At 62.5% G+C, this 24,683-nt stretch carries 25 protein-coding genes and 1 pseudogene; 12 read left to right on the top strand and 14 right to left on the bottom strand.

What is annotated here, in order from left to right:
• Nucleotides 1-31: 31 nt before the first annotated feature.
• Together rpoZ and ACF8EF_RS18830 are read right to left on the bottom strand one after the other, a co-directional pair.
• A complete protein-coding gene (gene rpoZ, locus ACF8EF_RS18835; RefSeq protein WP_003253383.1) occupies nucleotides 32-295 on the bottom strand; it encodes a DNA-directed RNA polymerase subunit omega in 264 nt (87 codons plus the stop codon).
• A gap of 239 nt (nucleotides 296-534) precedes the next feature.
• Nucleotides 535-1,407, bottom strand: coding sequence for a LysR family transcriptional regulator (locus ACF8EF_RS18830; RefSeq protein ID WP_176682889.1), 873 nt, complete (start codon nucleotides 1,405-1,407; stop codon nucleotides 535-537).
• A gap of 204 nt (nucleotides 1,408-1,611) precedes the next feature.
• Between ACF8EF_RS18830 and ACF8EF_RS18825 the strand changes: the two genes are divergently transcribed.
• From ACF8EF_RS18825 to ACF8EF_RS18815, 3 genes are all read left to right on the top strand, one after another.
• Entirely contained in the window at nucleotides 1,612-2,994 is a 1,383-nt protein-coding gene (locus tag ACF8EF_RS18825) for a glutamine synthetase family protein (RefSeq protein ID WP_176682888.1), read from the top strand.
• Nucleotides 2,995-2,998: 4 nt separating this feature from the next.
• Nucleotides 2,999-3,766 carry a gamma-glutamyl-gamma-aminobutyrate hydrolase family protein gene (locus ACF8EF_RS18820; protein ID WP_176682887.1) on the top strand — a complete coding sequence of 256 codons (768 nt, stop codon included), beginning with the start codon at nucleotides 2,999-3,001 and terminating at the stop codon, nucleotides 3,764-3,766.
• Nucleotides 3,767-3,885: 119 nt separating this feature from the next.
• Complete coding sequence (locus ACF8EF_RS18815) at nucleotides 3,886-5,427, top strand: APC family permease (protein WP_392461489.1); 1,542 nt, start codon at nucleotides 3,886-3,888, stop codon at nucleotides 5,425-5,427.
• Between the two features lie 131 nt (nucleotides 5,428-5,558).
• On the opposite strand, the gene gmk is transcribed toward ACF8EF_RS18815, so the two are convergent.
• Entirely contained in the window at nucleotides 5,559-6,179 is a 621-nt protein-coding gene (gmk, locus tag ACF8EF_RS18810) for a guanylate kinase (protein ID WP_176682885.1), read from the bottom strand.
• Between the two features lie 13 nt (nucleotides 6,180-6,192).
• Nucleotides 6,193-7,056 (bottom strand): YicC/YloC family endoribonuclease, encoded by an 864-nt coding sequence (locus ACF8EF_RS18805; protein WP_176682884.1) that lies wholly within the window; start codon nucleotides 7,054-7,056, stop codon nucleotides 6,193-6,195.
• A 227-nt stretch (nucleotides 7,057-7,283) separates the two neighbouring features.
• On the opposite strand from ACF8EF_RS18805, the gene rph reads away from it, so the two are divergent.
• Nucleotides 7,284-8,006: a ribonuclease PH gene (rph, locus tag ACF8EF_RS18800; RefSeq protein ID WP_176682883.1), complete on the top strand. Its 723-nt coding sequence runs from the start codon at nucleotides 7,284-7,286 to the stop codon at nucleotides 8,004-8,006.
• 23 nt (nucleotides 8,007-8,029) lie between these two features.
• Entirely contained in the window at nucleotides 8,030-8,398 is a 369-nt protein-coding gene (locus ACF8EF_RS18795) for a DUF4870 domain-containing protein (RefSeq protein ID WP_176682882.1), read from the top strand.
• Nucleotides 8,399-8,431: 33 nt separating this feature from the next.
• Here ACF8EF_RS18795 and ACF8EF_RS18790 read toward each other — a convergent pair whose 3' ends face one another.
• Nucleotides 8,432-9,211, bottom strand: coding sequence for an exodeoxyribonuclease III (locus ACF8EF_RS18790; protein ID WP_003253401.1), 780 nt, complete (start codon nucleotides 9,209-9,211; stop codon nucleotides 8,432-8,434).
• 80 nt (nucleotides 9,212-9,291) lie between these two features.
• Between ACF8EF_RS18790 and pyrE the strand changes: the two genes are divergently transcribed.
• A complete protein-coding gene (gene pyrE, locus ACF8EF_RS18785; protein ID WP_003253405.1) occupies nucleotides 9,292-9,933 on the top strand; it encodes an orotate phosphoribosyltransferase in 642 nt (213 codons plus the stop codon).
• 182 nt (nucleotides 9,934-10,115) lie between these two features.
• Here the strand turns inward: pyrE and argB are convergent, their stop codons facing one another.
• From argB to coaBC, 4 genes and pseudogenes are all read right to left on the bottom strand, one after another.
• Nucleotides 10,116-11,021 (bottom strand): acetylglutamate kinase, encoded by a 906-nt coding sequence (gene argB / locus ACF8EF_RS18780; protein ID WP_176682881.1) that lies wholly within the window; start codon nucleotides 11,019-11,021, stop codon nucleotides 10,116-10,118.
• Nucleotides 11,022-11,051: 30 nt separating this feature from the next.
• Nucleotides 11,052-12,419 (bottom strand): annotated as a pseudogene (locus ACF8EF_RS18775) (phosphomannomutase/phosphoglucomutase); the annotation flags it as partial.
• 144 nt (nucleotides 12,420-12,563) lie between these two features.
• Nucleotides 12,564-13,019: a dUTP diphosphatase gene (gene dut, locus ACF8EF_RS18770; RefSeq protein ID WP_176682879.1), complete on the bottom strand. Its 456-nt coding sequence runs from the start codon at nucleotides 13,017-13,019 to the stop codon at nucleotides 12,564-12,566.
• Nucleotides 13,020-13,024: 5 nt separating this feature from the next.
• Entirely contained in the window at nucleotides 13,025-14,236 is a 1,212-nt protein-coding gene (gene coaBC / locus ACF8EF_RS18765; protein WP_176682878.1) for a bifunctional phosphopantothenoylcysteine decarboxylase/phosphopantothenate--cysteine ligase CoaBC, read from the bottom strand.
• A 125-nt stretch (nucleotides 14,237-14,361) separates the two neighbouring features.
• Between coaBC and radC the strand changes: the two genes are divergently transcribed.
• Complete coding sequence (gene radC / locus ACF8EF_RS18760; protein WP_176682877.1) at nucleotides 14,362-15,042, top strand: DNA repair protein RadC; 681 nt, start codon at nucleotides 14,362-14,364, stop codon at nucleotides 15,040-15,042.
• A 134-nt stretch (nucleotides 15,043-15,176) separates the two neighbouring features.
• Here radC and ACF8EF_RS18755 read toward each other — a convergent pair whose 3' ends face one another.
• Nucleotides 15,177-16,766 (bottom strand): ABC transporter substrate-binding protein, encoded by a 1,590-nt coding sequence (locus ACF8EF_RS18755; RefSeq protein ID WP_392461491.1) that lies wholly within the window; start codon nucleotides 16,764-16,766, stop codon nucleotides 15,177-15,179.
• A 361-nt stretch (nucleotides 16,767-17,127) separates the two neighbouring features.
• Between ACF8EF_RS18755 and rpmB the strand changes: the two genes are divergently transcribed.
• Together rpmB and rpmG are read left to right on the top strand one after the other, a co-directional pair.
• Entirely contained in the window at nucleotides 17,128-17,364 is a 237-nt protein-coding gene (gene rpmB / locus ACF8EF_RS18750) for a 50S ribosomal protein L28 (protein ID WP_003253504.1), read from the top strand.
• An 11-nt stretch (nucleotides 17,365-17,375) separates the two neighbouring features.
• Nucleotides 17,376-17,531, top strand: a complete 156-nt coding sequence (gene rpmG / locus ACF8EF_RS18745; RefSeq protein WP_003253507.1) for a 50S ribosomal protein L33 — start codon at nucleotides 17,376-17,378, stop codon at nucleotides 17,529-17,531.
• Between the two features lie 65 nt (nucleotides 17,532-17,596).
• Here the strand turns inward: rpmG and ACF8EF_RS18740 are convergent, their stop codons facing one another.
• Nucleotides 17,597-17,800: a hypothetical protein gene (locus ACF8EF_RS18740; protein WP_020190325.1), complete on the bottom strand. Its 204-nt coding sequence runs from the start codon at nucleotides 17,798-17,800 to the stop codon at nucleotides 17,597-17,599.
• 95 nt (nucleotides 17,801-17,895) lie between these two features.
• Nucleotides 17,896-18,255 (bottom strand): cupin domain-containing protein, encoded by a 360-nt coding sequence (locus ACF8EF_RS18735; protein WP_010955786.1) that lies wholly within the window; start codon nucleotides 18,253-18,255, stop codon nucleotides 17,896-17,898.
• 196 nt (nucleotides 18,256-18,451) lie between these two features.
• On the opposite strand from ACF8EF_RS18735, the gene ACF8EF_RS18730 reads away from it, so the two are divergent.
• Together ACF8EF_RS18730 and ACF8EF_RS18725 are read left to right on the top strand one after the other, a co-directional pair.
• Nucleotides 18,452-19,945: an aldehyde dehydrogenase gene (locus tag ACF8EF_RS18730; RefSeq protein ID WP_021785237.1), complete on the top strand. Its 1,494-nt coding sequence runs from the start codon at nucleotides 18,452-18,454 to the stop codon at nucleotides 19,943-19,945.
• A 109-nt stretch (nucleotides 19,946-20,054) separates the two neighbouring features.
• Nucleotides 20,055-21,194: an MFS transporter gene (locus tag ACF8EF_RS18725; protein WP_392461493.1), complete on the top strand. Its 1,140-nt coding sequence runs from the start codon at nucleotides 20,055-20,057 to the stop codon at nucleotides 21,192-21,194.
• 35 nt (nucleotides 21,195-21,229) lie between these two features.
• On the opposite strand, the gene ACF8EF_RS18720 is transcribed toward ACF8EF_RS18725, so the two are convergent.
• Together ACF8EF_RS18720 and ACF8EF_RS18715 are read right to left on the bottom strand one after the other, a co-directional pair.
• Nucleotides 21,230-22,783 (bottom strand): phospholipase D family protein, encoded by a 1,554-nt coding sequence (locus ACF8EF_RS18720; protein WP_209969152.1) that lies wholly within the window; start codon nucleotides 22,781-22,783, stop codon nucleotides 21,230-21,232.
• Nucleotides 22,784-22,843: 60 nt separating this feature from the next.
• Nucleotides 22,844-24,274, bottom strand: coding sequence for a PLP-dependent aminotransferase family protein (locus ACF8EF_RS18715; RefSeq protein WP_176682872.1), 1,431 nt, complete (start codon nucleotides 24,272-24,274; stop codon nucleotides 22,844-22,846).
• Nucleotides 24,275-24,452: 178 nt separating this feature from the next.
• On the opposite strand from ACF8EF_RS18715, the gene ACF8EF_RS18710 reads away from it, so the two are divergent.
• Entirely contained in the window at nucleotides 24,453-24,683 is a 231-nt protein-coding gene (locus ACF8EF_RS18710; protein WP_176682871.1) for a DUF1127 domain-containing protein, read from the top strand.

Below are 24,683 nucleotides of genomic sequence, written 5' to 3'. Positions count from 1 at the left end.
CTTGCGCCGTACGACGTCGACCTGGCATCAATCAGACAGCCTCGTTGTTCTCGTCCTCGAACGCGGCGAACACCGGATCCTCGGTGACGATCTCTTCAGCGGCGATGAACTCGTTGGTGACGATGCCTTCGGCAATTTCACGCAGGGCAACAACGGTTGGCTTGTCGTTTTCCCACGCAACGCGTGGCTCTTTGCCGCCGGTCGCCAGTTGGCGAGCGCGCTTGGTCGAGAGCATGACCAGCTCAAAGCGGTTATCCACGTGTTCCAGGCAGTCTTCAACAGTTACGCGGGCCATGGTCTTCCTCAGTAGCAATTGCGGTGGGCGTGCAGCCCATTAGTGGGCAGGCGGACTCGATAGTATAAAAATTCACCAGCCAATAGGGAAGCGCTGTTTTGCCGGGTGGTACCTTCAGGCCCGCGTCGGCTTCTTCGCGGGTAAACCCGCTCCTACAGGTACCACTTACCTCGTAGGAGCGGGTTTACCCGCGAAAGGGTCGCAACAGACACCCTCGACGCTTTGTCCCGACGATAACCTCAGAGCATCGCGTCACGCAACCGCGGGGTCAGCTCTTCGAACAAGGTCTGCACCGAGCGCAACGCCCGACAATCCGGCCGGGTCAGCAGCCACAACTGGGTGTCGCAGCCGGGCAGGGGGCCGCTCAGTGCATCCACCCCGGGCAGCGCATGCACCATGTAGTCTGGCAGTGCTGCCACGCCCAGGCCGGCCGTGACCAACTGGGCAATGGTCGACATGCTGCTGCACTGGTAGCGCGGGCTCAGGCCCGGGTGCTGCTGGTTGCGCCAGACCACCGTAGGGTGGTCCTGCATCGAGTCGTCAGGTGCGATCCATGGCACGCTGGCGGGCGACTCGCTCAGGCGCTCGCGCCACTGTGGCTGACCGCAGAGTACATAGGAGGTAGAGCCCAGGTTGCGGCCCACCAGGTGCTCCGGTGGCGTGTTGGTCAGGCGCAGGGCAATGTCGGCGTCGCGCCGGCTGAGGTTGGCGAAGGTGTTGGAGGTACCCATTTCCAGCGACAAGGCCGGGTAGTTGGGCATGAACTCGGCCAGTGCCGGCAGCAACAGGCTGTGCATCACCGCCTCGGTGCAGGTCAGGCGCACCGTGCCGCTGACCACCTGCTCGCCACTGGTCATGGCAATGCGCGCCGCTTCCAGCGCCTGCTCGGCACGTTCGGCCTGCTCTGCCAAGGCCTGGGCGGTGTCAGTCGGCAGATAGCCCTTTCGGCTCTTGACGAACAAGGCGGTGCCCAGCGCCGACTCCAATCGGCGGATCGAGCGGAACACGGTCGAAACGTCGACTTTGAGCAGTTCGGCGGCTTTGGCCAGCGAGCGGCCACGTTCCAGTGCCAGGACCAGAGAGAGGTCGGCGTGGGTAATCTGATATTGCATTGATGCACGCTCTGCTTGCCAAATTGCCAATGTCTGTTGCGTCTGAGCCATTTTATAGTGAAACGGCCCCCCGGAATCAATGCGCCCGGTCGGGTAACCAGTCCCCACGATGGGAAAGTGAAAACAACAACAGCTGCAACCATCGTCGCCCGTGAGGCGCCAGCCGTATCCCACATCGCCGCAGCACATCAAAGGATGTACACCATGACGTCGGTAACCCCGTGCGCCAGTTCTTCCAGCGAGATGAATGACTTCCTCCAGGCCCATCCGGACACGCAGTACGTAGACCTGCTGATCTCCGACATGAACGGCGTGGTGCGTGGCAAGCGCATCGAGCGGGCCAGCCTGCACAAGGTGTACGAGAAGGGCATCAACCTGCCCGCATCGCTGTTCGCCCTTGATATAAACGGCTCCACTGTCGAAAGCACCGGCCTTGGCCTGGACATCGGCGACGCCGACCGCATCTGCTTCCCGATCCCCGGCACGTTGTCGGACGAGCCGTGGCAGAAGCGCCCCACCGCCCAGCTGCTGATGACCATGCACGAACTGGATGGCCAGCCGTTCTTCGCCGACCCGCGTGAAGTGCTGCGTCAGGTGGTGAGCAAGTTCGACGAACTGGGCCTGACTATCTGCGCCGCGTTCGAGCTGGAGTTCTACCTGATCGACCAGGACAACCTCAACGGTCGCCCGCAGCCACCGCGCTCGCCGATTTCCGGCAAGCGCCCGCATTCGACCCAGGTGTACCTGATCGATGACCTCGACGAGTACGCCGACTGCTTGCAGGACATGCTCGAAGCGGCCAAGGAACAGGGCCTGCCCGCCGACGCCATCGTCAAGGAAAGCGCACCAGCGCAGTTCGAGGTCAACTTGCACCATGTGGCCGATCCGCTGAAGGCCTGCGACTATGCGATCCTGCTCAAGCGCCTGATCAAGAACATCGCCTACGACCATGAAATGGACACCACCTTCATGGCCAAGCCCTACCCGGGCCAGGCAGGCAACGGCCTGCATGTGCACATTTCATTGCTGGACAAGAAAACCGGCAAGAACATCTTCGCCAGTGACGATCCGCTGCAAAGCGATACGCTGCGCCACGCCATCGGTGGCGTGCTGGAAACCATGCCGGCGTCGATGGCCTTCCTTTGCCCTAACATCAACTCGTACCGCCGCTTCGGTGCGCAGTTCTATGTGCCCAATGCGCCGAGCTGGGGGCTGGACAACCGCACCGTGGCCGTACGTGTGCCCACCGACAGCAGCGACAATGTGCGCCTTGAACACCGTGTAGCTGGCGCCGATGCCAACCCGTATCTGATGCTCGCAGCGATTCTTGCCGGGGTTCACCACGGCCTGACCAACAAGGTCGAGCCCGAGGCGCCGATCGAAGGCAACTCCTACGAACAGTTGGAGCAAAGCCTGCCGAACAATCTGCGCGATGCCCTGCGCGCGCTGGATGACAGCGAAGTCCTCAACCAATACATCAGCCCGGACTACATCGATATCTTCGTGGCCTGCAAGGAAAGCGAACTGGCCGAGTTCGAAGTGTCGATTTCCGACCTCGAGTACAACTGGTACCTGCACACGGTGTAAGCCCATGAGCGCAAATGCGGTCCCTTTGATCGGTGTCAGCGCCTGCCGCCAGCAGGTAGGGAAGAACTCATCGCACACGGTCGGCGACAAATATGTCGAGGCGGCCGGCTTTGCCGGCTTGCCGCTGATCTTGCCGGCCCGTGATGGTGGCAGCGACTCGCATGCGCTGCTGGCCAGCCTGCACGGCATTGTTTTTACCGGCTCGCCTTCAAATATCGAGCCGCATCATTACAATGGCGCCCCCAGTGTGTCGGGTACCCGGCATGATCTGGCGCGTGATCGCCTGACCCTGCCGCTGCTGCAGGCAGCCATTGCCGCCGGTGTGCCCGTATTCTGCATCTGCCGTGGCTACCAGGAACTGAACGTAGCCCTTGGCGGCAGCCTGCACCAGCGTGTGCAGGAACTGCCTGGCTACCTTGACCACCGCGAACCTGAGGACGCCCCCCTGGAGGTGCAATACAGCCCTCGCCACTCGGTCAGTATCGAGCCTGGCGGGTTGTTCGAGCGCTTGGGCCTGGCGGCGCAGTTCGAGGTCAATTCGCTGCACAGTCAGGGCATCGACCGTCTGGCCCCTGGCCTGCGCGTTGAGGCGCGGGCCCCGGATGGCCTGATCGAGGCGGTGTCCATGCCGGCGGCGCCGGGCTTTGTGCTCGGCGTGCAGTGGCATCCGGAATGGCGCTTCAACGAAAACCCGGTCTCGCTGCGTCTGTTTCAGGCGTTTCGCGAGGCCTGCATTGCCTACGCAGTACGGGAGGGCTTACGGCAGGAATGATTCTGACGTCAGCCGAAGGTCTCGGATGACTCGTCCCCGATAGCAAAATTTCAATGAGTGAAAGCGAGCCTTGCACTCAAGGCTTGTGAAAACAATTCCAAAATCTACGGCAAATACTCATGAGCAATTACACAGAAGCCGGTCGCCCACCCGATGTGGCGGCCGACGCGGGCAACACTCAGCGCAGCAAAGGCCTGGCCAAGGGCCGCTTGGGCCTGTTGGCCAGCGTGGTGCTGGGCATTTCCACCATCGCCCCGGTCTATACCCTGACCGGCGCCCTTGGCCCTACCGTGCGTGAGGTGGGTGCCCACCTGCCTGCCGTGTTCATCGTAGGCTTCCTGCCGATGCTGCTGGTGGCCCTGGGCTATCGCGAGCTGAACTCGGCGGAGCCGGACAGCGGTACTTCGTTTACCTGGTCGGCGCGTGCATTCGGCCCGATGATCGGCTGGATCGGCGGCTGGGGACTGGTGGTTGCCACCACGATCGTGTTGTCGAACCTGGCAGGGGTCGCGGTGGACTTCTTCTACCTGTTCCTTGGGCAGATCACCGGCAAGCACGAATTGGCAGCATTGGCCGACAACCTGTTGATCAACATCATTACCTGTTGCGTGTTCATTGGCCTGGCAGTGTGGATCTGTTGTCGGGGTATCGCCACCACCATGACTGTGCAGTACGGCTTGGTGGCACTGCAGTTGCTGGTGTTGGTCGGCTTTGCTTTCGCCGCTTTCGGCGGCACCACCGCGCCTCCACCGCTGGCGTTCGATTTCGCCTGGTTCAACCCGTTCGGTGTCGAGTCGTTCTCGGCCTTTGCCGCTGGCCTGTCACTGTCGATCTTCATCTTCTGGGGCTGGGACACATGCCTGACCGTCAGTGAAGAGTCGGTGGGCAGTGAAGAGGTGCCGGGCAAGGCCGCCACCTGGACAGTGATGTTGATCCTCGGCCTGTACCTGTTCACCGCCATCGCCACCCTGCAGTTTGCCGGTATCAGCGAAACGGGCCTGGGCCTGAACAACCCGCGCATCCAGGAGAACGTCTTTGCCCACCTGGCCGGCCCGGTCATGGGGCCGCTGGCGATCCTGATGTCCATCGCCGTGCTGGCCAGTACGGCGGCGTCGCTGCAGTCCACCTTCGTGGCGCCGGCGCGCACCTTGTTGGCCATGGGTTATTACGGTGCGGTACCACAGAAGTTCGCCAGCGTCTGCCCGCGCTCGCAAACGCCACGCTATGCCACCATCTGCGCCGGCGTGGCCGCAGGCCTGTTCTACGTGACCATGCGTACGCTGAGCGAGAACGTACTGGCAGATACCATCACTGCACTGGGCATGATGATCTGCTTCTACTATTCGCTGACCGCGTTTGCCTGCGTCTGGTATTTCCGCGACAGCCTGTTCGACAGCCTGCGCCACTTCATCATGCGCGGCCTGTGCCCGCTGGTGGGCGGGGTGATCTTGTCGGTGATCTTCGTGCGTACCGCCATCGACAGTGCCTCGCCGGACTTCGGCAGCGGCTCGCATGTGGGTGGGGTGGGGCTGGTGTTCGTGATTGCTGCGATCATCTCGGTGCTGGGTATCGGGCTGATGATCCTGTCGCGCATGCGTGCGCCGGCGTACTTCCTCGGGGCTACCCTGCGCCAGCAGGCTACCTTGCCTCTGCAGGAATAAATCATTGGGGCCGCTTTGCGGCCCTTCGCGGGCACGCCCGCTCCCACAGGTACGGCACAAGCCTCAAGGCAGTGATTAACCCGTGGGAGCGGGCGTGCCCGCGAAGGGCTGCAATGCAGCCCCATCGATCTTTAGCCGATCATTTGCTTCAGCAGCGCCGCATGGCGCTGCTGTTGCTTCTTCAGCAGCAGCCGATTCGAGCGGAACACTGCTTTCAAATCTTCCAGCGCCACGTCGAAATCATTGTTGATGATCACGTAGTCATACTCGTCATAGTGCACCATCTCGCTGACCGCTTCCTTCATGCGCCCGGCGATGATCTCTTCGCTGTCCTGCCCGCGTCCGTCCAGGCGCTGGCGAAGCGCCTCCTGGCTTGGCGGCAGGATGAACACCGACAGCGCCTGTGGCATCAGCTTGCGCACTTGCTGGGCACCTTGCCAGTCGATTTCCAGGATCAGGTCGTAGCCCTGGTCCAGGGTCTGCTGCAGCGCGCTGCGCGAAGTACCGTAGAAGTTGCCGAACACTTCGGCATGCTCCAGAAAGTCACCTTGCGCGATCAGCGCCTTGAATTCCTCATGGACGACGAAGTGATAGTTCACCCCGTGCTGTTCGCCCGGGCGCATGGCGCGGGTGGTGTGCGAGACCGAGACGCGGATCTGCTGGTCGTCCTTGGTCAGGGCGGTGACCAGGCTGGTCTTGCCGGCGCCCGAAGGGGCCGAAACGATGTAGAGGGTGCCGCTGCTGTGGTTCATGGTCGGGGTGGCCTTACTCGATGTTCTGTACTTGTTCACGCATCTGTTCGATCAATACCTTCAGGTTGACCGCCGCTTGCGTGCTGCGCGGGTCGAAGGCCTTGGAGCCGAGGGTGTTGGCCTCGCGGTTGAGTTCCTGCATCAGGAAGTCCAGGCGCCGGCCAGCGGCCCCACCACCCTTGAGCACTCGGCGTACTTCAGTGACGTGGGTGCTGAGGCGGTCGAGCTCCTCTGCCACGTCGCTTTTCTGGGCCAGCAGGACCATCTCCTGCTCCAGGCGCTGCGGGTCGAGCTCGGCTTGCATGTCGCCGAAGCGGTCGAGAATCTTCTGCCGCTGCGCCGCCAGCATCTGCGGCACCAGGGCGCGCAGGGTAGTGACTTCGCTGGCCATGTTGTCCAGGCGTTCGTTGATCAGCCGGGCCAGCTCCAGGCCTTCGCGCTGGCGCCCGGCCTTGAGTTCGGCCAGCGCTTCGTCGAACAGCGCCATGGCTTCGGCATTCAGTGCCTGTGGGTCGCTGGTGTCGGCCACCAGTACGCCTGGCCATGACAACACTTCCAGCGGGTTCAGGGGGGCCGGCTGCTTGATCAGGCCGGCCACTTCCTCGGCGGCGGCAACCAGTTGCGCGGCGCGCTCATGGTCCACCTTCAGCGGTTTGCCGTTGCTGTCTTCGTTGAGGCGCAAGGTGCATTCCACCTTGCCGCGTGACAGGCCCTGGCGCAGGCCTTCACGTACGCCGCCTTCGAGGTCGCGCAGGGCCTCAGGCAGACGCAAATGCGGCTCCAGGTAACGGTGGTTGACCGAACGCAGCTCCCAGACCAGGGTGCCTTGGCTGCCGGCGCGCTCGACACGAGCAAAAGCGGTCATGCTGTGCACCATGGGAGTACCTCGCGTAGATGAATGAACGGTGGGAGCCTCTCGGCTGCAAGGCGCAGGATTGTAGCGCAGTGTCGCCGTGGCGCCCAATCCACCTATGTTACCGACGGGTGGCTACTGGGGTAGGAAAAGGCGACGGGCTGTGCCGGGCGCGACAATAGGCATGTCTTCCCTGGGCTACGGGCTCTATAATGCTCGGCAGATTCAAAGTCCCAGTACAGGTATCCCAGATGAAACGTCCAAGTGGTCGCGCCGCCGATCAGCTCCGCTCGATCCGCATCACCCGCAACTACACCAAGCACGCCGAAGGGTCGGTACTGGTCGAGTTCGGTGACACCAAGGTCATCTGCACGGTCAGCGTTGAAAACGGTGTACCGCGCTTCCTCAAAGGCCAGGGCCAAGGCTGGCTGACCGCCGAGTATGGCATGCTGCCGCGCTCCACCGGCGAACGTAACCAACGCGAAGCCAGCCGTGGCAAGCAGGGTGGCCGCACCCTGGAAATCCAGCGCCTGATCGGCCGTTCGCTGCGCGCCGCGCTGGACATGAGCAAGCTCGGTGACATCACCCTGTACGTCGATTGCGACGTGATCCAGGCCGATGGCGGTACCCGCACCGCGTCCATTACCGGCGCCATGGTCGCCTTGTGCGACGCTTTGGCAGTGATCAAGAAGCGCGGCGGCCTCAAGGGCGGCAACCCGCTCAAGCACATGATCGCAGCCGTATCTGTCGGCATGTACCAGGGCGAAGCGGTGCTGGACCTCGACTACCTGGAAGACTCCGCAGCCGAAACCGACCTGAATGTGGTCATGACCAGCGCCGGTGGCTTCATCGAAGTGCAGGGTACTGCCGAAGGTGCACCGTTCCAGCCGGAAGATTTCAACGCCATGCTCGCTCTGGCGCAGAAGGGCATGGACGAGATTTTCGAGCTGCAGCAGGCGGCACTGGCTGACTGAAGCCAGCCCAGGAGGTGCGGGGCATGAGCGATTCGAACCTGTCGGTCACCCCGCCCAATGCCGAAGTGCGGCAATGGGCGATGCTCTGCCACCTCTCCGCGCTTCTGGGCCTGGTAGTGCCGCTTGGCCACCTGCTGGGCCCGCTGGTGCTATGGCACCTCAAGCGCGAGCAAGACCCTTTTATCGACGCCCAGGGCAAAGAGGCGCTGAACTTTCAGATCAGCGTGACCATTGCCGGGCTCATCTGCTTCCTGCTGATGTTCGTGGTCATCGGGCTGGTGCTGTTTGCCATGCTCGCAGTGGCCGTGATGATCCTGATTATCATTGCGGCGGTGCGGGCGAATGAGGGCAAGCCTTATCGCTACCCGATGATCTGGCGGCCGATCAAATAACCATTGGGGCTGCAATGCAGCCCCAATGGCCTTTTAGATGGTCAGCGTCCAGTCATAGTCGACGATCAGCGGCGCATGCTGGGAGAAGCGTGGCTGACGCGGCAGGCGGGCGTTGCGCACGAAGCGGCGCAGGCCCGGGGTGAGGATCTGGTAGTCGAACCGATACCCCAGGTTGAGCATCTCGGCCTGCTCGTTGTCCGGCCACCAGCTGTACTGGTCGCCTTCACGGCTGACTTCGCGCAAGGCATCGACATACCCCATCTCGCCAGTGATCGCATCCATCCAGGCGCGTTCTGGCGCCAGGAAGCCCGGCGACTGCTGGCTGTCACGCCAGTTCTTGATGTCGAGCTTCTGCTGCGCCACGTAGAACGAGCCGCAATAGATGTATTCGCGACGCTTGCGACGCTGCTTGTCCAGGTACTTGGCGAAGTCGTCCATCAACTTGAATTTCTGGTTCAAGTCTTCGTCGCCGTTCATGCCCGAAGGCAGCAGCAGGCTGGCAATACTGACTTTGTCGAAATCTGCTTGCAGGTAACGCCCGTAGCGGTCGGCTGTCTCGAAGCCCAGGCCGGTGATGACTGCCTTGGGCTGCATGCGCGAGTAAAGGGCCACACCACCTTGGGCAGGCACTTCCGCGTCGCAGGCATAAAGGAAATAGCCATCGAGCTGGAAAGCTGGGTCGTCGAGTTCAAAGGCCGAGGCGCGGGTATCCTGAAGGCAGATGACGTCGGCATTCTGGGCTTGCAGCCAGCTGAGCAAACCACGCTCGGCCGCAGCCTGAATGCCATTTACGTTCACACTGATGATCCGCATAAATGGCCCCAAAAATCTCGTGCGTGTATGATACCCGAGCTCAACCCATTTAGCTAAATCCGTGGTGTCCGGGACTATTCATGCAGCCGTATCAGCGCGACTTTATCCGTTTTGCCATCGATCGCGGGGTACTGCGTTTCGGTGAATTCACCCTGAAATCGGGGCGTACCAGCCCGTATTTCTTCAATGCCGGCTTGTTCAACACCGGCTCCGCACTGGCTGAGCTGGGGCGTTGCTACGCCGCCGCCATCGTCGACAGCAAGATCCCGTTCGATGTGCTGTTCGGCCCGGCCTACAAGGGTATCCCTTTGGCGGCGACTACCGCCGTGGCCCTTGCCGACCAGCATCAGCTGGACGTGCCATGGTGCTTCAACCGCAAGGAAGCCAAGGACCATGGCGAAGGTGGCAGCCTGGTCGGCGCGCCGCTGGCCGGTGACGTGCTGATCATCGACGACGTGATTACTGCCGGTACCGCCATTCGTGAGGTCATGCAGATTATCAACGCCCAGCAGGCCAAGGCCGCTGGTGTACTGATCGCGCTGAACCGTGAAGAGCGCGGCAATGGCGAACTGTCGGCGATCCAGGAAGTGGAACGCGACTTCGGTATCCCGGTGGTCAGCATTGTTTCGCTGACCCAGGTGCTGGAGTTCCTGGCTGACGATCCACAGTTGAAGCAGCACCTGCCGGCTGTCGAGGCCTACCGGGCGCAGTACGGGATCTGATCCTGGCCCAGGAATGAAAAAGGCGACCTTCTTCAGAGGGTCGCCTTTTTTTGTGCCGCCTGATCTGGCCCTTTCGCGGGTAAACCCGCTCCTACATGGGGCAGCGCCAGACTCGAGGTCGGCGATTCCCTTTGTAGGAGCGGGTTTACCCGCGAAGAGGCCAGTGCAGGCTAACCGATCAATCAGCGCGGCTTGCGATTGGTAATCAGGGTGCCCACACCGCTGTCGGTGAAAATCTCCAGCAGCACCGCATTCGGCACGCGGCCATCGATGATGTGCGAGCTGTTCACGCCGCCCTGCACCGCATCCAGCGCGCACTTGATCTTCGGCAGCATGCCGCCATAGATGGTGCCGTCAGCGATCAGTTCGTTGACCTGCTCGGTGGTCAGGCCAGTCAGCACCTGGCCCTGCTTGTCCATCAGGCCGGCGATGTTGGTCAGCAGCATCAGCTTCTCGGCTTGCAGCGCCTCGGCCACCTTGCCCGCCACCAGGTCGGCGTTGATGTTGTACGACTCACCGTTGGCGCCTACGCCGATCGGCGCGATCACCGGAATGAAATCGCCCTTCACCAGCATGCTCAGCAGGTCGGTGTTCACGCTTACCACTTCGCCCACGTGGCCGATGTCGATGATTTCCGGAGTGGTCATCTCAGGCGTCTGGCGGCTGACAGTCAGCTTGCGGGCGCGAATCAGCTCCGCGTCCTTGCCGGTCAGGCCGATGGCGCTGCCGCCGTGGCGGTTGATCAGGTTGACGATGTCCTTGTTGACCTGGCCGCCCAGCACCATCTCGACAACGTCCATGGTCGCCGAATCGGTGACGCGCATGCCGTCGATGAAGTGGCTTTCGATCGACAGGCGCTTGAGCAGGTCACCGATCTGCGGGCCACCGCCGTGGACCACCACCGGGTTGATGCCCACAGCCTTCATCAGCACGATGTCACGGGCGAAGCCCGTCTTGAGCTCCTCGCTCTCCATCGCGTTGCCGCCGTACTTGATCACCAGGGTCTTGCCGACAAAGCGGCGGATGTAAGGCAGTGCTTCGGACAATACCTCGGCTACATGGGAAGCGGCATCGCGATCGAGGGTCATGCAGGGCTCCTGTAAGGAACAGATAGTCGGTCAGAACGGCAGTTGCAGCTCAGGCTCTACCCGCAGCAACTGGGTGCGGAAAACATCCTTGATACGTTGCAATTCGGCGTCGCTGTCGGCCTCGAAACGCAGCACCAGCACCGGGGTGGTGTTGGAGGCGCGAACCAGGCCCCAACCATTGGCGTAGTCGACCCGCACACCGTCGATGGTGGTCAGGCTGGCTTCGCCCCAGTCGGCGTCGCGTTGCAGTGCATCAATGATGCTGAATTTACCCTCGTCGGTCACATCAATATTGATTTCCGGCGTGGAAATATCGTTCGGGAAGGCGGCGAACAGGTTTTCGGCGCTCTGCTCGGTCTTGCTGAGGATCTCCAGCAGGCGCGCGGCGCTGTAGATGCCGTCGTCAAAACCGTACCAGCGTTCCTTGATGAAGATGTGACCGCTCATCTCGCCTGCCAGCAGCGAACCGGTCTGCTTCATCTTTTTCTTGATCAGCGAATGGCCGGTTTTCCACATCAAGGCGCGGCCACCGTGCTGTTCGATCAGCGGGGTCAGGCGGCGGGTGCATTTGACGTCGAAGATGATCTCGGCGCCCGGGTTGCGCGACAGCACATCCTGGGCAAACAGCATCAGCAGGCGGTCGGGGTAGACGATGCTGCCGGTGTTGGTCACCACGCCGACGCGGTCGCCGTCACCGTCGAATGCCAGGCCGATGTCGGCACCGGTTTCCTTGACCTTGGCGATCAGGTCTTCGAGGTTCTCTGGCTTGCCCGGGTCCGGGTGGTGATTGGGGAAGTTGCCGTCGACCTCGCAGAACAGCGGGATCACTTCGCAGCCCAGGGCTTCGATCAATTGCGGTGCAATCACACCGGCGGCGCCGTTGCCGCAGTCCACCACCACCTTGAGCTTTTTCGCCAGCTTCACGTCGCCGACGATCTGCTGGAAGTAGCGGTCGAGGATCTCGACCTTTTCCACGCGGCCCTGGGCCAGCGTCAGGTCGTTGGTTTTCAGGCGGGTCAGCAGGGCCTGGATCTGTTCGTTGGCCAGGGTGTCACCGGCGATGACGATCTTGAAACCGTTGTAGTCCGACGGGTTATGGCTGCCGGTCAGCATCACACCAGACTTGCCGGCCAGCACGTTGGCGGCGTAGTACAGCGCCGGAGTGGGCACCAGGCCGACGTCGCTGACATGGCAGCCCGCATCGACCAGGCCTTTGATCAGTTGTTCCACCAGCATCGGGCCCGACAGGCGGCCATCGCGCCCTACCGATACCTGCGGTTCGCCCTGGGCCAGGCTTTGCGCGCCGATGGCACGGCCGATCCAGTAGGCGGTTTCGGCGTGAAGGGTCTTGCCGACCACACCACGTATGTCATAGGCGCGGAAAATGCTGTCGGGCAATGCGGCGGGGACCAGGTGGGCCATGTCGTTCATCTCTGGAAGCTCCATTAGTCAAAGGCTTTCTGGGCAGGCGCAAACTGAACGCTTGGACGGTGGTTTCGCCAGAGAGTTCGCCATCCTTGGCCTGAACGGTCATCTGCCGGCTCAGTGGCTGCCGGAGTGACCGAAGCCGCCAGCGCCACGCTGGCTTTCGTCGAACGCTTCGACGATGTCGAAGTGAGCCTGCACCACCGGTACCAGCACCAGCTGGGCGATGCGCTCGCCAACCGCGATGGTGAACGGCGTGTTTCCGCGGTTCCAGCACGACACCATCAGCTCGCCCTGGTAGTCCGAGTCGATCAGGCCGACCAGGTTGCCCAGCACGATGCCGTGCTTATGGCCCAAGCCCGAGCGTGGCAGGATGACTGCCGCCAGGCCTGGGTCGCCGATGTAGATCGACAGGCCGGTAGGAATCAGAATGGTCTGGCCTGGCTCGAGGACGGTGTCTTCCTTGAGCAGGGCGCGCAGGTCGAGGCCGGCGGAGCCGGGGGTGGCGTACGCGGGTAGCGGGAATTCGCTACCCAGGCGTGGGTCGAGGATCTTGGCTTGAAGAGCGTGCATGTAACTTATTGAACCTGGTTGAGCCGTTCGGCGATGAAGGCGACCAGTTGCCGGGCGATCTTGCCCTTGCTGGTCTGCGCGAAGAGGGTCTGGTGCTGCTGGCGGTCGATCACGGTCAAGGCGTTTTCTTCGCTGTTGAAGCCGATGCTGGGGTTGGCCACATCATTGGCGACGATCAAGTCGAGGTTCTTGTCCTTGAGCTTGCGCGTGGCGTAATCGAGCAAGTGTTCGGTTTCGGCGGCAAAGCCGACGCTGAACGGGCGGTCGGCGCGGCCAGCAATGGTGGCAAGGATATCGGGATTACGCACCATCTGCAGCAGCATGCCGTCGCCGGTCGTAGGATCTTTCTTCAGTTTTTGTGTGGCAACCACTTCGGGGCGGTAGTCCGCAACCGCTGCCGAGGCGATGAACAGGTCGCACGGCATGGCCGCTTCACAGGCCGCGAGCATGTCTCGCGCGCTGACGACGTCGATACGGCTGACCCGGTCAGGGGTTGGCAAGTGCACAGGGCCCGTGACGAGGGTAACCCGAGCTCCTGCTTCGGCGGCCGCTTCGGCCAAGGCGAAGCCCATCTTGCCGGAGCTATGATTGGTGATGTAGCGCACCGGGTCGATGTTTTCCTGGGTCGGCCCGGCGGTGATCAGCACGTGCTTGCCGGTCAGAGCCTGGCGTTTGAAGCTTTCTGCGGCGCACCAGGCCAGGTCGGTGGCTTCGAGCATGCGCCCCAGGCCGACGTCACCACAGGCCTGGCTGCCGGATGCCGGGCCGAACACCTGAATGCCACGGCTCTTGAGCTGCTCGAGGTTGGCCTGGGTGGCCGGGTCACGCCACATGGCCTGGTTCATCGCCGGCGCCACGGCGACGGTGGCGTCAGTGGCCAGCACCAGCGTGGTCAGCAGGTCGTCTGCCATGCCCTGGGCCATGCGTGCCATGAGGTCGGCGGTGGCTGGGGCGATCAGCACCAGGTCTGCCCACTTGGCCAGTTCGATATGGCCCATGGCAGCTTCGGCGGCCGGGTCGAGCAGGTCCATGTGTACCGGGTGGCCCGACAGTGCCTGCAGGGTCAGCGGGGTGATGAATTCTGCACCACCCCGGGTCATGACGACGCGCACCTGCGCGCCGTGCTCCAGGAGACGGCGAATCAGCTCGGCGCTTTTGTAGGCGGCAATGCCGCCACCCACGCCGAGAACGATGCGCTTGCGATACAGCCGCTGCATAGGCTTGCCTTTTTCCAGTGAGAGCGGGCGACGACGTTTGAAATGCCTGCGGCGGAACGTCGCATGTACGAGGCGAAATAGATTAACACAGGGCCGAAATGGGCCGCAGCAAAGGCAGGGGTGGAATGAACATCAGGGAGTGGCCGGCGGAAGAACGGCCTAGGGAGAAGCTGTTGCAGCGAGGGGCAGGGAGCCTGACAGATACGGAGCTGCTGGCCGTTTTTCTCGGCTCAGGCGTACGTGGGCGTAATGTCGTGGAGCTTTCGCGAGGCTTGTTGGTGAAGTTCGGCAGCTTGCGCCGGTTGCTGGAGGCTGACCGCGAGGCCTTCGTCGGCGAGCTTGGGTTGGGCCCGGTGAGGTACAGCCAGCTGCAGGCACTGCTTGAGATCGGCCGCAGGCACCTTGCAACGTCGATTGAGCGGGAGTCTGCCATGGACAACCCGGCAGCGGTGCGACGCTACTTGAAAGCCATGCTCAGGCATGAGGCCAGCGAGGTGTTCGGGTGTCTGTTTCTCGATACCAAGCACCGACCACTGGCATTTGAGATCCTGTTCAGGGGCACGATAGATCGGGCGAGTGTCTATCCGCGAGAGGTGGTGCGGCGGGCGTTGGTGCACAACGCTGCGGCATTGATCCTGTGCCACAACCATCCTTCAGGGATCAGTGAACCGAGTCAGGACGATGTGCATTTGACCCTGTCGTTGAAGCGGGGGTTGGCGTTGATCGACGTGCGGGTGCTGGATCACATCATCATTGGTGACGGGGAGCCGTTGTCGATGGTCGAGCATGGGTGGATTGTGGCCTGAGGGAGTACTGAGCGCCTTGTAGGGTCAGTACGGGCCCTTTCGCGGGTGAACCCGCTCCTACAGGGGTAGCGTCAACTGCCAGGCTGGCGCTGTCCTGTAGGAGCGGGTTTACCCGCGAAGAGGCCGGTACAGGCTTACCTGGTGACCGACACCTTGCTGAAATCCAGCCGCCCGAACGGGCTCACCTGGTACCCCTCGACGCCTTGGCGCAGCAAGGTCGCCGCCGTCGGGTGCGCCAGTGGCACCCACAGCGCCTGCTGCTGGATCAGCGTCTGCGCCTGCTGGTACAGCCGGCTGCGCACGCTCTGGTCGTTGGTGGTGCGCCCGGCGCTGATCAACTGGTCGAGGCGGCTGTCGCAGAAGCGTGCGAAGTTGGTCCCTGACTCGACCGCCGCACAGGAAAACTGCGGGCTGAGGAAGTTGTCCGGATCGCCGTTGTCGCCTGCCCAGCCCATGAACAGCAAGTCATGCTCGCCAGCCTTGGCGCGGCGGATAAGCTCGCCCCATTCGATCACGCGGATTTCCGCCTTGATACCAATCTTGGCCAGGTCGGCTTGCAGCATCTGCGCGCCAAGGCTGGGGTTGGGGTTGAGCAGGCTACCCGAGGGCCGGGTCCAGATGGTGGTGCTGAAGCCTTCTGCCAGGCCGGCCTTGGCCAGTAGGGCCTTGGCTTTCTTCACATCCAGCGAGTAGCCGGGCAGGTCCTTGGCGTAGCTCCAGGTGTTGGGCGGATAGGGGCCGTTGGCTGCCACTGCAGAGTCTTCGAACACGGCCTTGAGGTAGGCCTGCTTGTCGAAGGCCAGGTTGATGGCCTGGCGCACTTCCGGCTTGTTCAGGGGTGGGTGCTGGCTGTTGATGGCGACGAAGGCCGTCATGAATGCCGGTGTAGCGGCCACCTTGAGGTTGCCGTCCTTGCCCGCTTCGGCAATGTCCAACGGCTTGGGCGACAGGGCAACCTGGCACTCGCCACGCTTGAGCTTCTGCAGGCGAACGTTGGCATCGGTTGTGATGGCGAAGATCAGCGGGTCGACCGCCGGCTTGCCGGCGAAGTAGTCCGGGTTGGCGCGGTAGCGTACCACGGCGTCTTTCTGGAAACGCTGGAACACGAACGGCCCGGTGCCGATCGGTCGGCTGTTCAGCTTCTCCGGCGTGCCGGCCTTCAGCAGCTTGTCGGCATATTCGGCGGAGTAGATCGAGGCGAAGCCCATGCTCAGGGTGGCCAGGAAGGTGGCGTCCGGGTGGCTGAGGGTGAAGCGCACGGTGTTCGGCGCGGGTGCATCGATCGCTTTGATCAGGCTGCCCAACTGCAGCGATTGGGCATGCGGGTAGCCGCCCGGCGCAGTCTTGTGCCAGGCATGGGCCGGGTAGAGCATACGCTGGAAGCTGAACAGCACATCGTCGGCATTCAGCTTGCGGCTTGGCTTGAAATAGGCGGTGCTGTGAAACTTCACGTCATCGCGCAGGGTGAAGTCATACACCAGGCCGTCGGCCGATACCGTCCAGCTGGTCGCCAGGCTCGGCACCACCTTGCCTTGCGCCGCGTCGAACTCCACCAGGCGGTTCATCAGTACGTCGGCGGTGGCGTTGGTGGTGGTGAGCGAATTGTACTGCACCACGTCGAAGCCTTCGGGGCTGGCCTCGCTGCAAACGCTCAGCGGAGCGGCCTGGGCAACGCCGGCGGCGAACAGGGAAGTGAACAATAAGGAAAGTGCGGCGGCACGCATGGTGGCTCCTTGGCTGTCAGTGGCCCATCTGCCAGTGCAGTCTGGAAAAGGCCTACCCTAGTGCGCCCGCCGGTAAATGACCACACCCTTTTTTGCAAATGTTGCGACGAGCGGTCGACGACTGGCGGGGCCTGCCGCTATGCTGGCCCGGCGCGTTCTGGCTTGCGGCAATGTGCATCTACTGTTGTTGCAGCCAAGTCTTTCTGGTATAAAGCAGCGCTCTTTTCTAGGGGCTCGGCCTGTCGCATAAGCGGATCCGGTCGATAAGGCCTCCAGAATCACGGCGCCCAGGCGCCAAAGACTGAGAGATTAAGCGGCCAACCCATGCCGGGTTGGGCATGTGGTTTTAGAGGGCTGAGTCATGTCGAGAGTCTGTCAAGTTACTGGTAAGGGTCCAGTAACCGGGAACAACATTTCCCACGCAAACAACAAAACCCGTCGTCGTTTCCTGCCGAACCTGCAGCACCACCGTTTCTGGGTTGAATCCGAGAAGCGTTTCGTGCGTCTGCGCGTTTCCGCCAAAGGCATGCGTATCATCGACAAGCGCGGCATCGACGCCGTTCTGGTTGACATCCGTAAAGCTGGCGCCAAGGTTTAAGGGAGAGCATCATGCGTGAATTGATCCGTCTGGTTTCGAGTGCCGGTACCGGCCACTTCTACACCACCGACAAGAACAAGCGCACCACCCCGGACAAAATCGAGATCAAGAAATATGATCCGGTTGTTCGCAAGCACGTGGTGTACAAGGAAGCCAAGATCAAGTAATTGATCGGCGACCTGAAAAAACCCGCTTCCGAAAGGAGGCGGGTTTTTTTATGCCTGCTGCCGGGTCAGTTGAAGTCGAAGCCCTGGATCAGCAGGTCGGCACCGGCCTTGATCTGGATGCGCTCGACGTCGTACTCGCGGGTGCACATTTCGTTGGGGCCGACCACCCGGGTGCGGCCGGTAAGGGTGCGGATGGTGTCTTTGAGCGCTGGCGCGTAAGGGGTGCCGACCAGGTGGGCGAGGGTTCGCAGCACTTCTTCGTTGGTCATGGTGTTCTTCCTGTTGAAGTTGGATGGCCCGACATGGGCAGGGCCATCCTCACGCATGCCTGCGAATTGCCTGCGCTACATAGATACTGCTGTGGTTACTTCTGCTCGAACATCACATAGATCTTGCGGCAAGGCTCCAGCACCTCCCAAGTGCCTTTGAAGCCGGCGGGGATTACAAAGCGATCGCCGGCACGCAGGGTTTTCGCCCCGCCATCCTCGTCGCGCAGCACCGAAACGCCCTGGACGATCTCGCAGTATTCGTGCTCGGTGTAGTTCACTGTCCACTGGCCCACCTCACCTTCCCATACGCCAGCGGCAAACTGCCCGCACGGGCTGGAATAGTGGTTGTAGACAGCCTGGTCCGGCTCGCCCTTGAGAATTTTCTCCGCTGCCGGGCGGTAGCGTTCAGCTTCGGTGATGACCTGCGCGAAGTCGATGATGCTATCAATACTCATGGTTCGGCTCCTGTTGTTGTTTAATAAAATGAACATCAGTAGGCTTTTGAGCCTTCCGTGTCAAATATATTGATAGTTTACACCGGCTGGTTTAGGGTATCGCTTGCCAGTGTGCGCTCGGCGCCCGGCCAGAATTCTGACAACGCCTGTGAGTCCTCAGTGCGGCGTTGCACCTAAACAAGAGGAGGAGTTTCGTATGACCACCCTGACCCGTGCGGACTGGGAACAACGTGCCCAGCAACTGAAGATCGAAGGCCGTGCCTTCATCAACGGCGAATACACCGATGCCGCATCCGGTGAAACCTTCGAGTGCCTGAGCCCGGTCGACGGACGCTTCCTGGCCAAGGTTGCCAGCTGCGACCTGGCCGATGCCAACCGCGCTGTGGAAAACGCCCGCGCCACCTTCAACTCCGGCGTGTGGTCGCAGCTGGCCCCCGCCAAGCGCAAGGCCAAGCTGATCCGCTTTGCCGACCTGCTGCGCAAGAACGTCGAAGAGCTGGCACTGCTGGAAACGCTGGATATGGGCAAGCCGATCGGCGACTCCTCCAGTATCGATATCCCGGGCGCGGCCAATGCCATTCACTGGACTGCCGAAGCCATCGACAAGGTCTACGACGAAGTCGCCCCGACCCCGCACGACCAGCTTGGCCTGGTTACCCGCGAAGCAGTGGGTGTGGTCGGTGCGATCGTACCGTGGAACTTCCCGCTGCTGATGGCCTGCTGGAAGCTTGGCCCAGCGTTGGCCACCGGTAACTCGGTCGTGCTCAAACCGTCCGAAAAATCGCCGCTGACCGCCATCCGCATCGCCCAGCTGGCGATCGAAGCCGGTATCCCGGCTGGCGTGCTGAACGTGCTGCCAGGCTACGGCCACACTGTGGGCAAGGCGCTGGCCCTGCACATGGACGTCGACACCCTGGTGTTCACCGGTTCGACCAAGATCGCCAAGCAGCTGATGGTTTACGCGGGCGAGTCGAACATGAAACGCATCTGGCTGGAAGCCGGCGGCAAGAGCCCGAACATTGTCTTTGCCGACGCCCCGGACCTGCAAGCTGCCGCCGAAGCCGCCGCCAGCGCCATTGCCTTCAACCAGGGCGAAGTGTGCACCGCAGGCTCCCGCCTGCTGGTCGAGCGTTCGATCAAGGACAAGTTCCTGCCGATGGTTGTAGAGGCCCTGAAAGGCTGGAAACCAGGTAACCCGCTGGACCCACAGACCACTGTCGGTGCCCTGGTCGATACCCAGCAGATGAACACCGTGCTGTCGTACATCGAGGCTGGCCACAAGGACGGCGCCAAGCTGTTGGCCGGCGGCAAGCGCACCCTGGAAGAGACCGGCGGCACCTACGTCGAGCCGACCATCTTCGACGGCGTGACCAACGCCATGCGCATTGCTCAGGAAGAAATCTTCGGCCCGGTGCTGTCGGTGATTGCCTTCGACACTGCCGAAGAAGCTGTGGCCATTGCCAACGACACGCCGTATGGCCTGGCGGCGGGCATCTGGACTTCGGACATCTCCAAGGCCCACAAGACCGCCCGTGCCGTGCGTGCAGGCAGCGTCTGGGTCAACCAGTACGACGGTGGCGACATGACCGCGCCGTTCGGTGGTTTCAAACAGTCGGGCAACGGCCGTGACAAGTCGCTGCACGCGCTGGAGAAATACACTGAGCTGAAGGCGACCTGGATCAAGCTGTAATCCAGTAGGTCCTTTTCGCGGGCAAGCCCGCTCCTGCAGGTCTTCGCGACCGTGCAGGAGCGGGCTTGCCCGCGAATGGGCCTCTAGAAATATTGGCTGGGAGGCTGCAATGCGTTGGGGTACCTACTTCGCCGTACTGGCATCGGTGCTCAGTGTCGGGCTGGCGCTCGGCGTGAGCATGCCGCTGGTGTCCCTGCGCCTGGAGGCCTGGGGCTACGGCAGCTTCGCCATCGGCGTGATGGCGGCAATGCCGGCGTTGGGTGTATTGGCCGGGGCCAGCCTGGCCAGCCGCCTGGCAGGCTGGGTTGGCGTGCCCTCGGCGATGCGCCTGTGCCTGTGGGGCGGGGCGATGTCGATTGGTCTGCTCGCGCTGCTGCCTAGTTACCCGTTGTGGCTGCTGCTGCGGCTGATGATCGGCATGTCTCTGACCGTGGTGTTCATCCTCGGCGAAAGCTGGATCAACCAACTGGTGGTCGAACAGTGGCGTGGCCGGTTGGTGGCGCTGTATGGCAGCAGCTACGCCCTGAGCCAGTTGGCCGGGCCGTTGGTGCTGGGCTTCCTCGGCTCTGATGACGACTTCGGCTTCTGGGCAGCGACCGGTCTGCTGCTGGCCGCGCCGCTGGTTCTGCTGGGGCGTGGTGGAGCACCGAGCACGGAGGCCTGTAGTGTCACCTTTGGCGACCTGTTCGCCTTCTGCCGACGCTTGCCGGTAATTGCCTGGGCCATTGCCCTGTTCGCCTCGTTCGAGGCGATGATCCTCACTTTACTGCCGGTGTACTGCCTGCAGCAGGGCTTCACCACCGAAATCGCCTTGTTCATGGTAAGTACCGTGGTGGTGGGTGATGCGGTGCTGCAGTTGCCCATCGGCGCGCTGGCCGACCATATGTCGCGACGCACCCTGTTCACTGGCTGTGCGGTGACGCTGCTGGTGTCCAGCCTGGCAATCCCGCTGCTGTTGCACACGCCGGTTATCTGGCCATTGTGGGTGTTGTTCGGCGCCAGTGCCGGCGGCTTGTTCACCTTGTCGCTGGTGCTGATCGGTGAGCGCTACCGCGATGATGAGTTGGTGCGTGCCAATGCCCACGTGGCACAGCTGTGGGGTATCGGCTGTTTGCTCGGGCCGTTGTTGGCGGGTGCGGGGAGCCAGTGGATCAGCGGGCATGCGTTGCTGTTCCTGATGGCGGCCGGGGCTGCAGGGCTGGTGGTATTGACCCGGCGGCGCGGAGCCTTCGAGCCGGTCTCTGCCTGATGGTTTTTGGAGCGCAAGGCCCCCGGAAGTCGCAGTTACAGCATCTTCTCCAAGCCAACCGCCTTGCTGATCCAGGCATTGAGCCGCCGCCAGATCCCACCCGGCTCAGACGTCAGCACGTGCCGTTGGCCATTGTCCTCGGTCGCCCACACTAGCTTGTCACCTATCAGTTTCACCTGATAGCTCAGCGCAGGCGCCATACCCTGCTGGGCCAGCTCGCGGGTGTATTCGGCCAGTTCCGGGCTGTCCACCAGTACCCCGACCTCGGTGTTCCACAACACGGAGCGCGGGTCGAAGTTGAACGAGCCGATGAAGGTCTTGCGTCGGTCGAACACGATCGCTTTGGTGTGCAGGCTTGAATCCGAGCTGCCACGGAAACTCAATCGTCCCGCGCTGGGGTCGCCTGGCTGGCGGCGAAGCTCGTAAAGCTGCACACCGTGTTCAAGCAAGGCACGACGGTAGGGTGCGTAGCCTCCATGCACTGCCGGCACGTCGGTGGCTTCCAGCGAGTTGGTCAGCAGCTTTACCGAAACCCCTGCATCGGCGCGGCCGGTCAGGTACAGCAGCCCCGGCTCACCCGGTACAAAGTAGGCCGATGCCAGGACCAGTTCGCGGTGCACGTTAGCCAAGTCCGGTGCCAGTTGCTGGCTCAGCAGTAATTGCGGGTCCGGCTCGTCTTCGGCCAACACCTTGCTGGGCGCATCCCATAGCGCCTGAGCGTGAGCCCAGATCAGCTCGTTGCGCCACACATCCAGGTGCGGCTGCGACTGATAGGCCATCAACCGGTCGTACAGGGCCTTGCGCTGGGTCCTTGCTTCGGCCAGCGACACTTCCAGACGATGGCGGCTGGCACGCAGGTCGTTGGCATCCGGGTCATGCCAGAGGAAGTCGGTGATCGGCCGGCTGAGGGCGCTGTTCCAGTACTGGTCGAAGCTGTGCCCCAGTTGCTCGGCCACCGGGCCCACGCCCAGCAGGTCGATGTCGGTGAAGTTGAGGTTGGGCTCGGCATCGAAATACTCGTCGCCCAGGTTGCGCCCGCCGACGATGGCCATGCTGTTGTCCACCAGGAACAGCTTGTTGTGCATGCGCCGGTGCTGGCGCGACAAGTTGAACAGCCGGCCCACGGCGCGCGTGACGCCGGTACTGCGCCCCAGGTGCAGTGGGTTGAACACACGGATATGGATGTTCGGGTGGGCATCGAGGGTGCCCATGACGGTGTCCAGGCCATCGCTGGTGGTGTCGTCGAGCAGGATGCGTACGCGCACGCCACGGTCGGCAGCGCGTAGCAGTTCATGCACAAGGGCGCGGGTACTGAGGCCGTCGTGGACGATGTAGTACTGCAGGTCGATGCTCGCCTGGGCGTTGCGGATCAGTTCAGCACGGGCGCGAAAGGCCTCGTTGCTGTTGGGCAGCAAGCGAAAGCCCGAGCGGCCGCCATAGGGCGCGGCCTGGCGCAGCACCGAGCGGCCAAAGGCCGAGTCGTTGGCAGGCAACGCCTGACTGGTTTCGCGGGGCACGCTGATGCTTGTGCAACCGGCAAGGCCGAGCAACAACACCAGCAGCAGAGGCAACGCTCGCTGGAGTCTCAAAGGTGAACCGTCCTGTACAGCAAGGGCTTTAGGGATTTGACCGTGACGGGCGGCGCAAAGTTACGCGTCGACGCTTTCTTCATCCAGTAGACGAAGGGCGGTTTCACCGACCTTGCGCACGGAGGCTTCGATTTGTGGCGTTGGCCTGGCGGCGAAGTTCATGCGCAGGCAGTGGCGGAACTTGCCCGAGGCCGAAAAGATGCTGCCCACGGCAACCTGCACGCCCTGCTCCAGTAAAGCGCGGTTCAGCCGAAGCGTGTCGAGATGTTCGGGTAGCTCCACCCAGAGCATGAAGCCACCCTGGGGCCGGCTGATCCGGGTCCCCGCCGGGAAGTAGCGGGTCACCCAGTCGCTCATCAGGTCGCGGCCACGTTGGTACTGGCTGCGCATGCGCCGCACATGGGGCTGGTAGTGCCCGCCTGCGATGAAGTCAGCAATGGCCAGCTGAGGCTGGCTGGCGGTGCTGCCTGTGCTGATGTACTTCATGTGCAGCACTCGCTCCAGGTAGCGCCCGGGTGCCACCCAGCCGATCCGCAGGCCGGGTGCGAGGGTTTTGGAGAACGAACTGCAGAGCAGCACGCGGCCATCGTCGTCGAACGACTTCAGGGTGCGTGGGCGTGGGTAGGTATAGGCCAGGTCGCCGTACACATCGTCTTCCAGAATCGCCACGTCATAGCGCTGGGCAAGGCTCAGCAGGGCCTTCTTGCGTGCTTCGGGCATGATGTAGCCCAGCGGGTTGTTGCAGCTGGGAGTGATCTGTATGAGCTTGATCGGCCACTGCTCCAAGGCCAGCTCCAGCGCCTCCAGGCTGATGCCGGTGACCGGGTCGGTGGGGATTTCCAGCGCCTTCATGCCCAAGCCTTTGAGGGTTTGCATGGCGCCGTGGAAGCTGGGCGAGTCGACTGCGACGATGTCGCCTGGCTCGCAGACCGCGCGGATGCTGCATGACAGCGCCTCATGGCAGCCGGTGGTGATCACCAGGTCGGCGGGCCCCAGGCGGCAGCCGGAGTCGAGCATCAGCCGGGCCACCTGTTCGCGCAGGGCCAGGTTACCGTGGATGTTGTCGTAGTACAGGCCAGGCATGTCCTGGCGCCGGCTCAACTGGGCGAGGCTGCGCAGCAGCGGCTTCAGGGTAGGGCTGTCGATGTCGGGCATGCCGCGACCGAGCTGCACCACGTCCTGGCGCGGGTTGCTTCGTACCAGTTCCAGCACCTGCTCCCACTGGGAGATGTCCACCGGGCGCTGGGCCGGGCGGCTGATTGCGGGTAGTGCCGGCAACTGCCGTTGGTCGCTGACGAAGTAGCCGGACTTGGGCCGCGGCAAGACCATGCCGCTGTCTTCGAGCATGCGATAGGCCTGCTGCACGGTGCTCAGGCTGACCCCGTGCTCCTCACTCAGTGCGCGCACAGACGGCAGGCGCTGGCCGGGGCGATAGAGGCCCTGCTCGATGCGGGCGCCGAGTATTTCGGCGAGATTCAGGTAGAGGGTCACGGCATACTCCTGCGCTGCATTGGCATAGCGACCGGTACAGTTGGGCTGAAAATACAGCATTCAGTCGGCCAGCGGCCAATTCTGTATGGGAATAATAAGGCTGTATTGGATCTGTATTGTCGAGGGTGCCGACGCGCATGCTTTCTCCACGGTAACAACTGAACGGGAGGATGCGGTGATGGGTGGCATGAGCGATGTGCGCTTGCAACTGTTGGCCAAGGAACTGGAAGCCGGGCAGCAGGCCAAGGTGTTCAACGCGCCAGAGGGTTTGGGGCGTTGGGGGCTGATGTTGCATCGCTGGCATACCCGCAGGGCGTTGCTGCAGCTGACCGATGACGAGTTGCGCGATGTCGGGCTGAGCTGGGAGCAGGCCCGGATCGAAGGGCGGAAAGCCTTCTGGAAGGACTGA

Source organism: Pseudomonas sp. zjy_15 (genome assembly GCF_043101865.1).
Classification (GTDB): Bacteria; Pseudomonadota; Gammaproteobacteria; order Pseudomonadales; family Pseudomonadaceae; genus Aquipseudomonas; species Aquipseudomonas putida_Y.
The sequence above is the reverse complement of the archived record's forward strand: the minus strand, read 5'-3'. Positions and strand labels throughout refer to the sequence as shown.

Coding starts and splice junctions, on each gene's coding strand:
- rpoZ (WP_003253383.1), bottom strand. CDS start 295: ATGGCCCGCGTAACTGTTGAAGACTGCCTGGAACACGTGGATAACCGC.
- ACF8EF_RS18830 (WP_176682889.1), bottom strand. CDS start 1,407: ATGCAATATCAGATTACCCACGCCGACCTCTCTCTGGTCCTGGCACTG.
- ACF8EF_RS18825 (WP_176682888.1), top strand. CDS start 1,612: ATGACGTCGGTAACCCCGTGCGCCAGTTCTTCCAGCGAGATGAATGAC.
- ACF8EF_RS18820 (WP_176682887.1), top strand. CDS start 2,999: ATGAGCGCAAATGCGGTCCCTTTGATCGGTGTCAGCGCCTGCCGCCAG.
- ACF8EF_RS18815 (WP_392461489.1), top strand. CDS start 3,886: ATGAGCAATTACACAGAAGCCGGTCGCCCACCCGATGTGGCGGCCGAC.
- gmk (WP_176682885.1), bottom strand. CDS start 6,179: ATGAACCACAGCAGCGGCACCCTCTACATCGTTTCGGCCCCTTCGGGC.
- ACF8EF_RS18805 (WP_176682884.1), bottom strand. CDS start 7,056: ATGGTGCACAGCATGACCGCTTTTGCTCGTGTCGAGCGCGCCGGCAGC.
- rph (WP_176682883.1), top strand. CDS start 7,284: ATGAAACGTCCAAGTGGTCGCGCCGCCGATCAGCTCCGCTCGATCCGC.
- ACF8EF_RS18795 (WP_176682882.1), top strand. CDS start 8,030: ATGAGCGATTCGAACCTGTCGGTCACCCCGCCCAATGCCGAAGTGCGG.
- ACF8EF_RS18790 (WP_003253401.1), bottom strand. CDS start 9,211: ATGCGGATCATCAGTGTGAACGTAAATGGCATTCAGGCTGCGGCCGAG.
- pyrE (WP_003253405.1), top strand. CDS start 9,292: ATGCAGCCGTATCAGCGCGACTTTATCCGTTTTGCCATCGATCGCGGG.
- argB (WP_176682881.1), bottom strand. CDS start 11,021: ATGACCCTCGATCGCGATGCCGCTTCCCATGTAGCCGAGGTATTGTCC.
- dut (WP_176682879.1), bottom strand. CDS start 13,019: ATGCACGCTCTTCAAGCCAAGATCCTCGACCCACGCCTGGGTAGCGAA.
- coaBC (WP_176682878.1), bottom strand. CDS start 14,236: ATGCAGCGGCTGTATCGCAAGCGCATCGTTCTCGGCGTGGGTGGCGGC.
- radC (WP_176682877.1), top strand. CDS start 14,362: ATGAACATCAGGGAGTGGCCGGCGGAAGAACGGCCTAGGGAGAAGCTG.
- ACF8EF_RS18755 (WP_392461491.1), bottom strand. CDS start 16,766: ATGCGTGCCGCCGCACTTTCCTTATTGTTCACTTCCCTGTTCGCCGCC.
- rpmB (WP_003253504.1), top strand. CDS start 17,128: ATGTCGAGAGTCTGTCAAGTTACTGGTAAGGGTCCAGTAACCGGGAAC.
- rpmG (WP_003253507.1), top strand. CDS start 17,376: ATGCGTGAATTGATCCGTCTGGTTTCGAGTGCCGGTACCGGCCACTTC.
- ACF8EF_RS18740 (WP_020190325.1), bottom strand. CDS start 17,800: ATGACCAACGAAGAAGTGCTGCGAACCCTCGCCCACCTGGTCGGCACC.
- ACF8EF_RS18735 (WP_010955786.1), bottom strand. CDS start 18,255: ATGAGTATTGATAGCATCATCGACTTCGCGCAGGTCATCACCGAAGCT.
- ACF8EF_RS18730 (WP_021785237.1), top strand. CDS start 18,452: ATGACCACCCTGACCCGTGCGGACTGGGAACAACGTGCCCAGCAACTG.
- ACF8EF_RS18725 (WP_392461493.1), top strand. CDS start 20,055: ATGCGTTGGGGTACCTACTTCGCCGTACTGGCATCGGTGCTCAGTGTC.
- ACF8EF_RS18710 (WP_176682871.1), top strand. CDS start 24,453: ATGGGTGGCATGAGCGATGTGCGCTTGCAACTGTTGGCCAAGGAACTG.